Genomic DNA, 13,501 nt, shown 5'->3' with positions numbered 1-13,501 from the left:
ATGACGACAGGGACGTTGATCACGGTGGCCCCGACCGGCGCTGAGTCGGCCAAGGCGGAGGTGCCGGCGCTGCCGGTGACCCTCGACGAGCTACTGCTCACCGCCAAGGAGTGTGAGGCGCTCGGCGCCGCCGTGATCCACGTCCACATCCGCGACGACGAGGCGCGGCCCACCCTCGACCCGGTGCGCCTCGCCGACACCGTGGCGGCGCTGCGGGAGAGCACCGACCTGATCGTGCAGCTCTCCTCCGGTGGCGCGGTGACCGACCCGGAGGCCGCCCGGCTCGCCGTGCTCGACGCCCGGCCGGACATGGCCTCCTGCACCATGGGCACGGTCAACTTCGGTGACGACGTCTTCCTCAACCGCTGGGAGTTCATCGTCGACCTGCACACCCGGATGCAGGAGCGCGGGATCGTGCCGGAGTACGAGATCTTCGACCTCGGCCACCTGTCCGCGTTGCAGCGGTTGCTCGGCAAGTACGGGCTTCCGGCCGGCGGGCACGTGCACGTCGACTTCGTGATGGGTGTGCCGGGCGGAATGCCGGGCACCACCGAGACGCTTGTCGCGGCCCACCGGATGCTGCGGGACCTGCCCGAGGGCACGACCTTCTCGGCCACAGGTGTCGGCCGCAGCACCATCGCGGTGCTGCTGGCCGCGCTGTCGACCGGCGGGCACCTGCGGGTCGGCATGGAAGACACCGTGACGTACGCGAAGGGCCGCCCGGTGGAGTCCAACATGCAACTGGTCGCCCGCGCGGTCGGTTTCGCCCAGCTCGCGCAGCGCCCGCCGCTGACCACCACCGAGGCCCGCGAGCTGCTCGGGCTGTAAGGCCAGGCATGTCCCACGCCCCTGTCACCCGGGCGGTGGACCTCCTGGTCACCCCGCCGACGGGCACCCCCGGACCGTCGGTACCGTCCAGCGCGTGACGAAGACGTACGAGGGCGGCGCGCCGCTCGCCGAGGTGGTCCGGTCCGGGTTCGTGGAGGGCGCGCACCGCGGCTCGGTGGTGGTGCTGGACGCCGCCGGTGTGCCGGTGGCCTCCGCCGGGGACGTGACCTCGCCGGTCTTTCCCCGTTCGGCCAGCAAGCCGATGCAGGCGATCGGGATGCTCCGTGCCGGCCTGGCGTTGACCGACCCGGCCGACCTGGCGATGGTGTCGGCGAGCCACGCGGGTGAGGACTTCCACCTGGCCCGGGTCGGTGCGTTGTTGCAGCGTGCCGGGCTGGACGCTTCGGCGCTGCACTGCCCGCCCGACCTGCCGGTGGGCGTTGCGGCCCGGGAGGCGGTGCTGCGCGCTGGTGGCGGCCCCACCAGGGTGCAGATGAACTGTTCCGGCAAGCACAGCGGAATGCTGCTGACCTGTGCGGCCGCCGGCTGGCCGCTGGAGGGCTACTGGCGGCCGGAGCACCCGCTGCAACAGCGGTTGCGGGCGGCCATCGAGGAGTTCACCGGCGAGCAGGCGGCGGCGGTGGGCGTGGACGGCTGCGGCGCCCCGGTGCTCGCCGTGTCGCTGACCGGCCTCGCCGGGGCGTTCCTCCGACTGGTCGACGCCGAGCCCGGCACGGTGCCGCGCACCGTGGCCGACGCCATGCGCGCGCACCCGGAGATCGTCGGTGGCACCCAGGCGGACGACACCCGGCTGATGCGTGGTGTGCCGGATCTGCTGGCCAAGGTCGGTGCCGAGGGCGTGATCGCGGTGGCGCTGCCCGGCGTCGGCGCCGTAGCCCTGAAGATCGACGACGGCGCCGACCGCGCCCGGATGCCGGTGCTGGTCTCGGCTCTGCGCCGGCTCGGCGTGGACGCCCCGGTGCTGACCGAGTACGCGGAGGTGCCGCTGTTCGGCGGTGGCGTCCCGGTCGGCGCGGTCCGCCCGCTCTGGTGACACCGCCGACCCACCGGGCGGTGGGTCCGACCTCCTCACGCGGAGGCCAACTTCCTGTGGAGCGGTATACCTCACAGGCATAAAGATGACTCTGAGGTATACCGCTCGTCGGCGTGCGGGCCTCGTCGGCCTCGGGCCTTGTCGTGGCGCCGGCGCCGCGCGCCGTCAGCCCAGGAAGTCGAGCAGGGCGGCGTTGACCGGCTCCGGACGCTCCAGCGGCAGCAGGTGTGCGGCGTCCGGCACGTCGGGCAGTCGTACCGCGCCGGGGACCTCGGCCGCGATCCGGTCGGCGAGCAGAATGATGTCCGGCACGTCCGCGGCCCCGGCGGTGACCAGGACAGGCACCTTCAACTCGCTGAGGCGGTCGATTGCCGGCGGCGTCAGTTCGCCCACTTCGACCGCGCCGAGCGCCAGCTCGGCGGCGAGCGCGCGTTGGTCCATCTCCTGCGCGAACGCGATCAGTTCGGGGTCCACGTCCTCGGGCTGGCGGCCCGGGCCGACGACCCAGAACCGCACCTCGCCGGCCGCGCCGGCGACGAAGTCGTCGGGGTCGACTTCGCCGACCAGGTCGTCCCAGAGGTCGTTCGCCTCCTCGGACCACTCGTTGCCGGAGACCGCCGTGTCGAACAGCGCGAGCGCGCTCACCCGGTCGGGGTGGGCCAGCGCGGTGTCGATGGCGACCGACCCACCGAAGGAGCAGCCAACCAGGGCGGCCCGGGGCAGGTCGAGCGCGTCCAGCAGCCCGACCACGTCGTCGTGGTGCGCGAACGGGGCCGGGGGCAGCTCCGAGTCACCGTAGCCGCGAAGGTCCGGAACGATCACCCGGTGCCGGGTGGCGAGCGCGGCGAGCTGTCCGCGCCACATTCGCCGGTCGGTGATGCCGGCGTGCAGCAGTACGACGGGTGAACCGGTGCCGGCCTCGTCGTACGCGATGCTTGCTCCATTGACTGTGATCCTGTGCACGGCCGGACGGTACGGATCGCACGGGCGGCGCGCAAACAGGACGCTGAGACGTTGCTAACTATGGCTAGCGTTTTGCTTGCAAGAGTTAGCGCGCCGGGTTAGCGTCGCGTCATGGCCACACCGAAGGACCTTCCCGACGTCGGCGGGTTCATCCGCGATCTGCGGCGCAACGCCAAGATCTCGCTGAGGCAGCTCGCCGAGCAGGCGGGGGTCAGCAACCCGTACCTCAGTCAGATCGAACGCGGCCTGCGCAAGCCCAGCGCCGAGGTGCTTCAGCAACTGGCGAGCGCGCTGCGGGTCTCCACCCCGGCGATGTACCTGCGCGCCGGGCTGCTCGACGACAAGGAGGGCCACGGTGTGCTCGCCGCCATCGCCGTGGACGCCGACCTGACGATGGCGCAGAAGCAGTCGCTCAGCCAGATCTACGAGACGTTCCGCCGGGAGAACACCCGGCTCGCCGAGGCCCAGGCCGAGGCCGAGAGGGCCAGCACGACCGAAGCCCAGGCCGCCGAGCGCACCGGTACCCCCGGCGGCACGGCCGGGGCGACCACCCCGACGGACGTCGCCGACCAGCCGGCCGACGTGGCCAACCTGGCCGCCACCGGCCCCACCACCGCAGGCGGCACCCCGACCGAGGCCGTACTCGAGTCGGTTGCCGTCACCGAGGCGGGCACCGCTCCCGCCCCGAGCAGCACCAGCACCAGCACCCCCGAGAAGAAGGCCGCCGGTCCGGCGGTCCGGAAGGCCGCCGAGGCGGCCGAAGAGGAGACGTCATGAGCGAGCCGAAGACCAACCGGATCCCCGCCCCGATCTACGCCGCCGCCGGCGCCGGTGAGCTGGCCATCGAGCACTTGCGCAAGCTGCCGGCCGTGGTCGGCGTCCTCGGCACCCGGGTCATCGCCGACCTGGGCGGTCGGGCCGTGTTGACCGGCTTCGAGCTGCGTCAGAAGGCCACCGAGACGCTGCGTACCGCCAATGAGACCGCCGGCACCCTGCGCGGCCGGGCGCAGGCCGAGCTCGACCTGGCCAAGCTGCGCGAGTCGGCCGACCTGAGCAAGCTGCGCGAGGCTGCCGACCTGACCAAGCTGCGCGAGGTCGCCGATCTTGACAAGCTGCGCGCCGCCGCGACCCGCAACGCCGTAATGGTGTTCGCGACCGCCCAGGCCGCCCAGGAGCGGGCGTTCGCCGCGTACGACGCTCTGGTCGCCCGCGGTGAGCGGGTTGTCGGTGCCGGCGTGCTGGAGGCCGCCGAGACGGTCAACGCCGACATCGAGGCGACCCAGGCGGTGACCGCGGCTGACGTGCCGACGCCGGCCGACGTGCCGACCGCGACCGACGTGCCGACCGCGACCGACGTGCCGACCGCGACCGACGTGCCGACGCCGGCCGACGTGGCCGAGATCGCCGAGGCCAAGCCGGTCGCCGTCAAGAAGGCCGCCCGCGCACCGAAGGCTCCCAAGCCCGCCGCGACCCCGTCGGCGAAGCTTCCCCGGGCCACCAAGCAGACCCGTCCGGCGGCCGAGTAGTTCGTCATGTCGACGACCCCGGCGGCGTCCTTGTCGGACGTAGCCGGGGTCCTCGACATAAGCTTGCCGGCATGGCCAACGCCGCGCCGATCTTCGCGTTCGAAGTCCGCTACGTGATCGAGCTGATCCTGCTCGTCTTCGCGCTGATCGTCCAGGGCGTCGCCCTGGTGCACGCGATCACCCAGCGCTCCGACGCTTTCCCCGCCATTGGCACCCTTCCGAAGGGCGGCTGGATCGCCATTCTCGCCGTCTGTCTCGTGCTGACCCTGCTCGGCTTCGGTCCGATCAGCCTCTTCGGACTGATCGGTATCGCCGCCGGCCTGATCTACCTCCTCGATGTTCGGGTCGGTCTGCGCGATCTGAGCGACGGCAAAGGGTTCTGGTGAGAGGTTTCCGCTGGCCACCCCCACCGGACAGCGGGCCCCGCACCTGGGGGCCCGGCCCGGGTGGGCCGCGTACCGGTCGACCGGCGTTGCCCGAACCGGAGACCGAGTTGGTCACCACCCCGCACGGCGTACGGCTGGAGCGGCTGGTCACCGGCACCGGTGATCCGGTCACCGTCTTCGCGCACGGGCTGGGCAACGGCATCGCCACCACCCGCCCGTTCGGCAGCGGAGTGACCGGTCGCAAGGTCTTCTTCCAGTTCCGTGGGCACGGTCGCTCCGACGCCCCGGACGGGCCGTGGAACTACCTGGACCTGGCCCGGGATCTGCGCGCGATAGCGGACCTCGGCGGGGCCAGCCGGGCGTTCGGCGCGAGCCTCGGTGCGGGTGCCCTCTGCCGACTGCTCGCGGAGAGCCCGGAGCGTTTCGAGAAGTTGGTCTTCTTCCTGCCTGCGGTGCTCGACGAGCCGCGCGGGCCGGTCGCCCGCGAACGGATCACGGATCTGCTGGAGGCGGTGGAGAGCGGGGACGCCTCGGCGGTCGCGGATGTCGTCTCACTGGAGATGCCCGCGGCGGTGCGCAACACCCCCGCTGGCTGGGCGTACCTTCGGCAGCGGCTCGACCAGCTGCTCCGCGACGGTTTGGCGGAAGGTCTGGCCACGTTGGCGGAGCAGACGTCGCTGGGCGACATCAGTGCTCTGTCGGCGGTCACCGCTCCGGCGCTGGTGATCGGCTGCGCGGGCGACGACCTGCACCCGGTCGAGGTCGCCGAGCGGCTCGCCGTCGCGCTTCCCCAGGCCACCCTGCACGTGTACGACCGGCCCGGTGTCCTCTGGACGGAACGCGCCGACCTGCGGGACCGCATCTCCGGCTTCCTGAACGAGTAACCTGCCCTGTCATGGGCGTCACACAGCATGGCCGGACGCACCGGCTCGACCTCGCCGACCCGACCCTGCGCGAGTGGACGTGCACGGTCCTGCACGCCGATGCGGAGCAGGGCATCGTGCTGGACCGCTCGGCGTTCTACCCGGGCGGCGGCGGCCAACCACCCGACCACGGCGTGCTGCTCTGGCAGGGCGTGCAAACCCGGATCGTCGGCACCCGCAAGGGCGACGACCCGTACCTGATACCCGCCGAGGGTGACCCGCTGCCGCCGGTCGGCACCGAGGTTGTCGGCGCGGTGGAGGACGAGCGCCGCACCCGGCTGATGCGTACCCACTCCGGGCTGCATGTGCTCTGCGGTGTGGTGTTCCGCGACTTCGGCGCGCTCGTGACCGGCGGCAACATGGAGCCGGGCGAGGCCCGGATGGACTTCAACCTCCCCGAGGTCCCCCCGGACTTCAAGAGCCGCATCGAGGAGCTGGTCAACGCCGAGGTGGCCGCCGACCGCTCGGTCGCCACCCGGGTGCTGCCGCGCACCGAGGCGTTGGCCCTGCCGGACATCATCCGCACCCAGTCCAACCTCATCCCACCGGATGAGCAGGAGGTCCGGATCGTCGACATCGTCGGGCTGGACGTGCAGGCCGACGGCGGCACCCACGTCGCGTCCACCGCCCAGATCGGCAAGGTGCAGGTCGTCAAGGTGGAGAGCAAGGGCCGGGCCAATCGCCGGGTCCGCGTCCGCCTGGTGGACTGAGGGGCAGGTTCGGAGCCCAACAGACTCGCGGTCGCTCGACATGTAGGGGTCGCCTGCGGTTCGCCAGAGCGGTCCGGGAATTCGGACGCCGGTTGTCAGGTATCGCTGACAACCTCGCAGGTATGACACAACCGCTCGCAGGAAAGATCGCGCTCGTCGCTGGTGCCACCCGGGGTGCCGGTCGACAGATTGCGATCCAGCTCGGTGCCGCCGGTGCCACCGTGTACGCCACCGGCCGCAGCAGCAGCGCCGGCCGCTCCGAGATGAACCGCCCGGAGACCATCGAGGAGACCGCCGAGCTGGTCACCGCCGCCGGTGGCACCGGTATCGCCGTCCAGGTCGACCACCTGGTGCCCGAGCAGGTCCGCGAACTCGTCGCCCGGATCGACGCCGAGCAGGGCCAACTCGACGTTCTGGTCAACGACATCTGGGGTGGCGACCCGCTGGTCACCTGGGACAAGCCGGTCTGGGAGCAGCCGCTGGACGCGGGCTTCCGGACCCTGCGACTGGCCATCGACACCCACATCATCACCAGCCACTTCGCGCTGCCGCTGCTGATCCGCAAGCCCGGTGGTCTGGTGGTGGAGATGGGCGACGGCACCAAGGCGTACAACGACGCGAACTACCGGCTCTCCGTCTTCTACGACCTGGCCAAGGTTTCGGTCAACCGCCTCGCCTTCAGCCAGGCACACGAGCTGAGGCCGCACGCCTGCACTGCCGTGGCGCTCACCCCCGGGTGGATCCGCTCGGAGGCGATGCTGGAGCACTTCGGCGTGACTGAGGAGAACTGGCGCGACGGCGCCGCCACCGACCCGAACTTCCTCATCTCGGAGACCCCGGCGTTCGTCGGCCGCGCGGTGGCCGCACTCGCCGCCGACGAGGAGAAGGCCCGCTGGAACGGCGAGTCCGTCGATGCTGGCACGCTGTCCAAGGTGTACGGGTTCACCGACCTCGACGGCAGCCAGCCGGAGGGCTTCCGCTACATCGTCGAGGTGGTCGACGCCGGCAAACCGGCGGACGTCACCGGCTACCGGTAGAGCGCGCCGAGGCGGTCGGCCGCCTCGGTGAACAACCGTCGCAGCTCGGGTGGGTCGAGCACCTCCACCTCGGGGCCGAGCCCCAACAGCTGGTGATAGGCAACCTCGACGGACTCGACGGGCAATCGGGCCACCACCCAGCCCAGCCCGTCGGGTGCTCCGGCGGCGGCGACCACCTCGTCGTACACGTTGGGGGCATCGACCAGGTGCCGGAGCTGGCGCAGGCCGGCCGTGCTGAGCCGGACGGTCACCTCGGCCCGCAGCATGGTTCGCAGGAACGACCCGGCCTGCTCGCGCCAGTGCCCGGCCAGGTCGAAGTCCCCGTCGCGGTCGAAGCTCTCCTCGCCCACCTCGACCCCGGTCACCCGGTCCACCCGGTAGGTGCGGGTGTCGTCGCCGACCCGGCCGACCAGGTACCAGACCGCGCTTTTGAGGACCAGACCGTAGGGCTGGACCCGGCGGCTCACCTCCCGGTCGCCGCGTCGGTAGCGCAACTCCACCACCCGGTCCCGCCAGACCGCCCGCGCCAGCTCGGTGAGCCACGGCGGCGGCGCGGTCTCCCGGAACCAGCCCGGGACGTCCAGGTGGAACCGCTGCCCGGCGCGGGCCGGGGCGTCGCGCAGGGCTGGCGGAAGCGCGGCGAGCACCTTCAGCTCGGCTGCGGCGACCGCGTCGGCGAGCCCCATGTCACCGGCCGGTCCGGGTAGCCCGGCGAGGAAGAGCGCCTCGGCCTCGTCCCGGGTCAACCCGGTCAACCGGGTCCGATAGCCGCCGAGCAGGCGGTACCCGCCGGCCCGGCCGCGATCGGCGTAGACCGGCACCCCGGCGGCGGAGAGTGCCAGCACGTCCCGGTAGACGGTCCGCTCGGAGACCTCCAGCTCCCGCGCCAGCTCACCCGCCGTCATCGACCCGCGCGCCTGCAACAACAGGAGCAGCGAGATCAGTCGGGAGGCGCGCACCCGCCCATCCTGCCCGGCCCTCACTCACCGCCCGCCGGGGGTCAGCAACCCTTTGTCGTACGCGGTGGCCACTGCGGCGGCCCGGTCGTTGACCCCGAGCTTGGCGTACACGTGCAGCAGGTGCGTCTTGACGGTGGCCTCGCTGATGAACAGCCGAGCCGCCGCCTCCCGGTTGGAGGCACCACGGGCCACCAGGGTGAGCACCTCCAGCTCACGCTGGCTGAGCGGCTCCTCGACCGGTGCACGTAGCCGGCCCATCAGCCGCCCGGCGACGCTCGGCGCGAGCACCGACTCGCCCCGGGCGGCGGCCCGTACGGCGCGGACTAGTTCCTCGCGGGGCGTGTCCTTGAGCAGGTAGCCGGTGGCACCGGCCTCGATGGCGGGCAGCACGTCGGCGTCCGTGTCGTACGTGGTGAGCACCAGCACCCGGGCGGTGCTGCTGGAGCGGGCCAGCCTGCCGATGGCGGTCACCCCGTTCATTCCGGGCATCCGCAGGTCCATCAGCACCACGTCCGGCCGCACCGTCTCGACCAGGGCCAACGCCTCCGCGCCGTCCGCAGCCTCGCCGACCACCTCGAACCCGGGGTCGCCGGTGAACATCCCGCGCAACCCGTCGCGCACCACCGGATGGTCGTCGACGATCAGCAGCCGTATCGGGGCGGTCAACCGGCACCTCCCGGCAGCGCGGGGACCGACGCCGAAATGGCGGTGCCGCCTCCCGGTTCGGATTCGACGGCCAACTCGCCACCGACGCGGGTCACCCGCTGCCGCATCGCGGTCAGCCCGTATCCGCCGCCCGGCTCGCGGGGCGCCGGCTGGCCGGTGACGTCGAAGCCCGTCCCGTCGTCGCGAACGTCCAGCGTGACCACGTCCGCCATGTAGGACAGGGTCAGCCCGACCCGTGACGCGGCGGCGTGCCGGGCCACGTTGGCCAGCGCCTCCTGGGCGGCCCGGAGCAGGGTCACCTCGACCTCCGGGTGCAGGGGGCGGGGCGTTCCGGTGGTGGCGACCTCGGCCCGTACCCCGTTCCGGGCCGACCAGCGCCCGCTCAGCTCGACGAGGGCGTCCGGCAGTCGGGCGGTCTCCAACGGCTCCGGGCGGACCGCGCGCACCGACCGGCGGGCCTCGGTGAGGCTCTCCCGGGCCAGGGCGAGGGCGTTGTCGACGTGCCGGCGCCAGTCGGCGGACCGGTCACGGGTCTGCTCGGCCGCCTCTAGTTGGGTGATGATGCCGGTCAGCCCTTGCGCCAGGGTGTCGTGGATCTCCCGTGCCATCCGCTGACGCTCGTCCAGCACACCGGCCTCCCGGGCCTGCGTGAGCAGTTGGGCGTGCAGCCCGGCGTTCTCCCTGACCGTCTCGGTGAGTTGGCGGTTGGCCTCGCCGAGTTCCGCCATCAACCGCTTGCGTCTGGCGTCCTCCTGCTCGGCGACCATCGCGAACCAGCTCAACGAGCCGGCCACCACCAGATTGAAGAGCACCAGCACCAGCCAGAGCGGCAGGTGCGACGTCACCACCGACAGACCGCCGCCCTGCGACGTGGCGACCAGGGTGGCCGTGGTGATCACCCCGGCGATCCGCCAGCGAGTGCGGAGCACCGGAAAGGCGTGGGTGTATCCGACCCAGGCGAAAAAGCCGTACCACGGATTGGCGGCCACCAGCACCGCGGCGAACGCGAGCAGCCCGGCGTAGTAGACCGCCATCAACCCGCGCCGGCTCTGCCAGCCGGGATGCAGGGTGATGAACCAGGCGACCCAGCACCCGGCCGTCACGGCGATGGCGAGGGTGGGCGCGGTGGCGAGGGCCCGGGGTGCCGGTGCGACGAGGGCCAACACGGTGCCCAGGGCCAGCCCGCCATAGGGGAACACTCGATAGAGGCTCGCCTCGCGCTCTCGCCAACTGGTCAGACGGTCGGGCCCACCGCTGCAGGTCATCGATTCCTCGCTCACTCCCAGCGGAACAGTTTCGCCGCGCTGGCGCCGGCCGTCACCGCGATCACCGCCATTATCGTCAGGTGCAGCGGCTGCGGCGACGTGCCGGTCCAGGCGTCGAGTAGCGCCTGCACACCCGGCGGGGTGTAGTCACCGATCCGCGCCACGAAGTCTGGGAGCAGGAACCGGGGCAGGTAGGCCCCGCCGAAGAACATGGTGACCAGGAACAGCGGCACGGCCAGGGCCTGGGCCGCCTTCGTCGTCCGGGCCACGGCGGCGACCAGCAGGCCGAGTGCCAGCAGCGCCGCCGTACCGAGCACGAACGCCAGCGCGAAGCCGAGCGGATGCCGGGGGAGCGGCACCCCGAAAGCCAGCCGGGCGACGACGATGAGCAGCAGCGCGCTGGCCAGGATCCCGGCCAGGGCTAGCACCAGTTGGGCGGCGAGCAGAGCCGCCGGGTGCGCCGGGGTGGTCGCCAGCCGGCGCAGCACACCGCGTTCCCGGTAGGTGGCCAACACGGCGGGCAGGGTGTTCACCCCGACCATGACCAGGGTGACCACCAGCAGGGACGGTGCGAAGTAGCTGACGAAGGTCTGCCCGTCGAAGGTCGGGTCCGGCTCGCGGAGCGCGGGGATCAGCCCGAGCACCGTCAGGATCAGGGTGGGCATCCCGACGGTGGCGAGCAGCGTCGGCAGGTCCCGCAGGTAGAGCCGCGCCTCGATCCGCAGGATCTGGCGAAAGGCGTGCATGCTGGCTCCTTCTCAGTTGGCGGGCCGGTGCCCGGTCAGCTCGACGAAGGCGTCATCGAGGGTGGACTGCTCCAGCCGCAGGTCCGCGGCGACGATCTGGTGGCGGGCGAGCACCGACGTGACGGCGTGCAGCAACTCGCCAGTGCCGCTCACCACCACCTGGCTACCGGTGCGCTGCACGGCGGACACCTCGGGCAGGTCGGTGAGGAGCCGGTCGTCGACCGGGGCCGAGGGCCGGAACCGGATCCGCTGCTCCGGAGCCACCGTCGAGACCAGGCCCGCCGGGCTGTCCAGGGCGACCACCCGGCCCTGATCGATCACCGCGACCCGGTCGCAGAGCCGCTCGGCCTCCTCCATGAAGTGGGTGACCAGCACAATCGTCACCCCGCTGTCGCGGACCTGCTCGATGAGGCCCCAGGTGTCCCGGCGGGCCTGCGGGTCCAGCCCGGTGGTCAACTCGTCGAGAATGGCGATCTCCGGGTTGCCCACCAGAGCCAGCGCGATGGAGAGCCGCTGCTTCTGACCGCCGGAGAGCTTCTTGTACGCGGTGTTCCGCTTCTCGCCGAGGCCCAGCTTGTCGATCAAGGCGGCCGGGTCGGCCGGGTTGCGGTAGAACGAGGCGTACAGCTCCAGCGCCTCCGCGACCCGGAGCCGGTCCGGCAGTTGACTCTCCTGGAGTTGCACCCCGACCCGCTGCCGAAGCTGGGCCGCGTCCCGGCGCGGGTCGAGCCCGAGGACCGACACCCCGCCCCCGTCGGGGACGCGCAGCCCGGCGACACACTCGACGGTGGTGGTCTTGCCGGCGCCGTTCGGGCCGAGGACGCCGAAGATCTCTCCCGCCTCCACGGTGAACGAGACGTCGCCCACCGCCACCAGATCGCCGTACGTCTTCTTCAGGTGGGTCACCTCGATGACCGGCATCGTGCCGCCTTCCGCCGCTGGCTTCGTACCTCCTCAAGGGTTGTCGGGGTGACCCGGCGGCGAATCGACCGGTCGGCGACGATCACCGACGTCGCCGGTGGATCACCCGCGTCCATCAACTGGTTGATGTGTACGACGAGAGTCGCTGCCAGCGCTCCGCCCGGCGGATTCGATCACCGCTCGTTAGGCTGCTCGATCGTGGACGTCAGCAGAATCGCCAGCCCGGTGACCGGGGTCGTCGCACGCTTCTTCGCCGGGGCGGCCCTGCTCCTGCGGGGGCTGGGCCTCTACGTCCGCAGCCCGGGGTTGATGCTGCTCGGCGTCGTGCCGGCGCTGATCTCGGGAGCGCTCTTCGTGGCCGCGCTCGCCACCCTGGTGTATTTCGTGGACGACCTCGCCGCGCTCGTCACCCCGTTCGCCGACGACTGGTCGACCACCGCCCGCAGCCTGGTCCGGGTGATCGCCGGGCTGGCCTTCCTGGGTCTCGGCGGCCTGCTCGGAGTGCTCACCTTCACCGCGGTGACCCTGGTCATCGGCGACCCGTTCTACGAGAAGATCTCCGAGCAGGTCGAGCAGCGGTACGGCGGCACGCCGAACGCGGTGGACGTGCCCTTCTGGTCGTCGTTGCGCCGCAGCCTCGCCGACTCGGTACGGCTGGTGGCTCTCACCGCGCTGGTCGGCATCCCGCTGTTCCTCGCCGGCTTCATCCCGGTGGTCGGCCAGACCGTCGTCCCGGTGATCGGGGCGGCGGTGGGCGGCTGGTTCCTCGCGGTGGAGTTGGTCGGGGCACCGTTCTACCGGCGCGGTATGCGGCTGCCGCAGCGCCGGACGATCCTGAAGGCCGACCGACCCGCCGCACTCGGCTTCGGGGTGGCCGTCTTCCTCTGCTTCCTCATTCCGCTCGGCGCAGTGCTGATCATGCCGGCTGCGGTCGCCGGCGCCACTCTGCTGGCCCGCCGCTCGCTCGGCCAGCCGATCGAGAAGAGCTGACATGGAGATCACCCTGGTCGAGGGGGACATCACCACCCAGCAGGTGGACGCCATCGTGAACGCCGCGAACTCGTCCCTGCTCGGTGGCGGTGGGGTCGACGGTGCCATCCACCGGCGCGGCGGGCCGGCGATCCTGGCCGAGTGCCGGGCGCTGCGGGCGTCCCACTACGGCAGGGGCCTGCCCACCGGCCAGGCGGTCGCGACCACGGCCGGGGAGCTACCGGCCCGCTGGGTGATCCACACCGTGGGGCCGGTCTGGTCGGCCAGCGAGGACCGGTCGGCGCTGCTGCGCGACTGCTACGCCAACAGTCTCCGGGTGGCCGACGAGGTGGGCGCGACCACGGTGGCCTTTCCGCTGATCTCCGCCGGCATCTACGGCTGGCCGGTCGACGACGCGGTCGGTCAGGCGCTGGCCGTGCTGCGCTCGGCCACCCCGACCACCGTCACCGATGCCCGCCTGGTGCTCTTCGGCGCCGACACCCACGCCGTCGCCCGCCAGGTCTACGACAACCCCGTCGCGTAGGGGT

Annotated in this window: 16 protein-coding genes; 10 read left to right on the top strand and 6 right to left on the bottom strand. The window is 72.0% G+C overall.

Annotated elements, in window-relative coordinates:
* Entirely contained in the window at nt 1-828 is an 828-nt protein-coding gene (locus tag JOD64_RS11870; RefSeq protein ID WP_204942284.1) for a beta-keto acid cleavage family enzyme, read from the top strand.
* A gap of 94 nt (nt 829-922) precedes the next feature.
* Nucleotides 923-1,882, top strand: coding sequence for an asparaginase (locus tag JOD64_RS11865; RefSeq protein WP_204942283.1), 960 nt, complete (start codon nt 923-925; stop codon nt 1,880-1,882).
* A gap of 165 nt (nt 1,883-2,047) precedes the next feature.
* Here the strand turns inward: JOD64_RS11865 and JOD64_RS11860 are convergent, their stop codons facing one another.
* Nucleotides 2,048-2,845: an alpha/beta fold hydrolase gene (locus tag JOD64_RS11860; RefSeq protein WP_204942282.1), complete on the bottom strand. Its 798-nt coding sequence runs from the start codon at nt 2,843-2,845 to the stop codon at nt 2,048-2,050.
* Between the two features lie 111 nt (nt 2,846-2,956).
* Between JOD64_RS11860 and JOD64_RS11855 the strand changes: the two genes are divergently transcribed.
* The 6 genes from JOD64_RS11855 to JOD64_RS11830 all read left to right on the top strand — a co-directional run bounded on the left by JOD64_RS11855 (nt 2,957) and on the right by JOD64_RS11830 (nt 7,427).
* Nucleotides 2,957-3,622, top strand: a complete 666-nt coding sequence (locus tag JOD64_RS11855) for a helix-turn-helix domain-containing protein (protein WP_204942281.1) — start codon at nt 2,957-2,959, stop codon at nt 3,620-3,622.
* Nucleotides 3,619-4,371: a hypothetical protein gene (locus JOD64_RS11850; protein ID WP_204942280.1), complete on the top strand. Its 753-nt coding sequence runs from the start codon at nt 3,619-3,621 to the stop codon at nt 4,369-4,371. Before JOD64_RS11855 ends, JOD64_RS11850 begins: the two co-directional genes overlap by 4 nt.
* Before the next feature lie 71 nt (nt 4,372-4,442).
* Entirely contained in the window at nt 4,443-4,757 is a 315-nt protein-coding gene (locus tag JOD64_RS11845) for a DUF2516 family protein (protein ID WP_088950380.1), read from the top strand.
* Entirely contained in the window at nt 4,754-5,641 is an 888-nt protein-coding gene (locus JOD64_RS11840; RefSeq protein ID WP_204942279.1) for an alpha/beta fold hydrolase, read from the top strand. Before JOD64_RS11845 ends, JOD64_RS11840 begins: the two co-directional genes overlap by 4 nt.
* An 11-nt stretch (nt 5,642-5,652) precedes the next feature.
* Nucleotides 5,653-6,390 carry an alanyl-tRNA editing protein gene (locus JOD64_RS11835; RefSeq protein ID WP_204942278.1) on the top strand — a complete coding sequence of 246 codons (738 nt, stop codon included), beginning with the start codon at nt 5,653-5,655 and terminating at the stop codon, nt 6,388-6,390.
* 122 nt (nt 6,391-6,512) lie between these two features.
* The gene (locus tag JOD64_RS11830) at nt 6,513-7,427 is read left to right on the top strand and encodes an SDR family oxidoreductase (RefSeq protein ID WP_204942277.1); all 915 of its coding nucleotides are present in this window, start codon (nt 6,513-6,515) and stop codon (nt 7,425-7,427) included.
* On the opposite strand, the gene JOD64_RS11825 is transcribed toward JOD64_RS11830, so the two are convergent.
* Genes JOD64_RS11825 through JOD64_RS11805 form a run of 5 tightly spaced genes read right to left on the bottom strand, consistent with a single transcriptional unit; the run spans nt 7,418 to nt 11,984 of the window.
* Nucleotides 7,418-8,386, bottom strand: coding sequence for a helix-turn-helix transcriptional regulator (locus tag JOD64_RS11825; protein WP_204942276.1), 969 nt, complete (start codon nt 8,384-8,386; stop codon nt 7,418-7,420). The genes JOD64_RS11830 and JOD64_RS11825 overlap by 10 nt on opposite strands.
* Before the next feature lie 24 nt (nt 8,387-8,410).
* Nucleotides 8,411-9,052 carry a response regulator gene (locus JOD64_RS11820; protein WP_204942275.1) on the bottom strand — a complete coding sequence of 214 codons (642 nt, stop codon included), beginning with the start codon at nt 9,050-9,052 and terminating at the stop codon, nt 8,411-8,413.
* Nucleotides 9,049-10,317 carry a sensor histidine kinase gene (locus JOD64_RS11815; RefSeq protein ID WP_239559482.1) on the bottom strand — a complete coding sequence of 423 codons (1,269 nt, stop codon included), beginning with the start codon at nt 10,315-10,317 and terminating at the stop codon, nt 9,049-9,051. The genes JOD64_RS11820 and JOD64_RS11815 overlap by 4 nt, the downstream gene beginning before the upstream one ends.
* Before the next feature lie 11 nt (nt 10,318-10,328).
* Nucleotides 10,329-11,063, bottom strand: coding sequence for an ABC transporter permease (locus JOD64_RS11810; RefSeq protein ID WP_204942273.1), 735 nt, complete (start codon nt 11,061-11,063; stop codon nt 10,329-10,331).
* A 12-nt stretch (nt 11,064-11,075) separates the two neighbouring features.
* Complete coding sequence (locus JOD64_RS11805; protein ID WP_204942272.1) at nt 11,076-11,984, bottom strand: ABC transporter ATP-binding protein; 909 nt, start codon at nt 11,982-11,984, stop codon at nt 11,076-11,078.
* A gap of 198 nt (nt 11,985-12,182) precedes the next feature.
* Between JOD64_RS11805 and JOD64_RS11800 the strand changes: the two genes are divergently transcribed.
* Nucleotides 12,183-12,974: an EI24 domain-containing protein gene (locus JOD64_RS11800; protein ID WP_204942271.1), complete on the top strand. Its 792-nt coding sequence runs from the start codon at nt 12,183-12,185 to the stop codon at nt 12,972-12,974.
* 1 nt (nt 12,975) lies between these two features.
* Complete coding sequence (locus JOD64_RS11795; RefSeq protein ID WP_204942270.1) at nt 12,976-13,497, top strand: O-acetyl-ADP-ribose deacetylase; 522 nt, start codon at nt 12,976-12,978, stop codon at nt 13,495-13,497.
* Nucleotides 13,498-13,501: the final 4 nt, after the last annotated feature.

The organism is Micromonospora luteifusca, from assembly GCF_016907275.1.
GTDB classification, from domain to species: domain Bacteria; phylum Actinomycetota; class Actinomycetes; order Mycobacteriales; family Micromonosporaceae; genus Micromonospora; species Micromonospora luteifusca.
This window is presented reverse-complemented; position numbering and strand designations above follow the sequence as displayed.

Coding starts and splice junctions, on each gene's coding strand:
- JOD64_RS11870 (WP_204942284.1), top strand. CDS start 1: ATGACGACAGGGACGTTGATCACGGTGGCCCCGACCGGCGCTGAGTCG.
- JOD64_RS11855 (WP_204942281.1), top strand. CDS start 2,957: ATGGCCACACCGAAGGACCTTCCCGACGTCGGCGGGTTCATCCGCGAT.
- JOD64_RS11850 (WP_204942280.1), top strand. CDS start 3,619: ATGAGCGAGCCGAAGACCAACCGGATCCCCGCCCCGATCTACGCCGCC.
- JOD64_RS11845 (WP_088950380.1), top strand. CDS start 4,443: ATGGCCAACGCCGCGCCGATCTTCGCGTTCGAAGTCCGCTACGTGATC.
- JOD64_RS11835 (WP_204942278.1), top strand. CDS start 5,653: ATGGGCGTCACACAGCATGGCCGGACGCACCGGCTCGACCTCGCCGAC.
- JOD64_RS11830 (WP_204942277.1), top strand. CDS start 6,513: ATGACACAACCGCTCGCAGGAAAGATCGCGCTCGTCGCTGGTGCCACC.
- JOD64_RS11815 (WP_239559482.1), bottom strand. CDS start 10,317: ATGACCTGCAGCGGTGGGCCCGACCGTCTGACCAGTTGGCGAGAGCGC.
- JOD64_RS11810 (WP_204942273.1), bottom strand. CDS start 11,063: ATGCACGCCTTTCGCCAGATCCTGCGGATCGAGGCGCGGCTCTACCTG.
- JOD64_RS11805 (WP_204942272.1), bottom strand. CDS start 11,984: ATGCCGGTCATCGAGGTGACCCACCTGAAGAAGACGTACGGCGATCTG.
- JOD64_RS11795 (WP_204942270.1), top strand. CDS start 12,976: ATGGAGATCACCCTGGTCGAGGGGGACATCACCACCCAGCAGGTGGAC.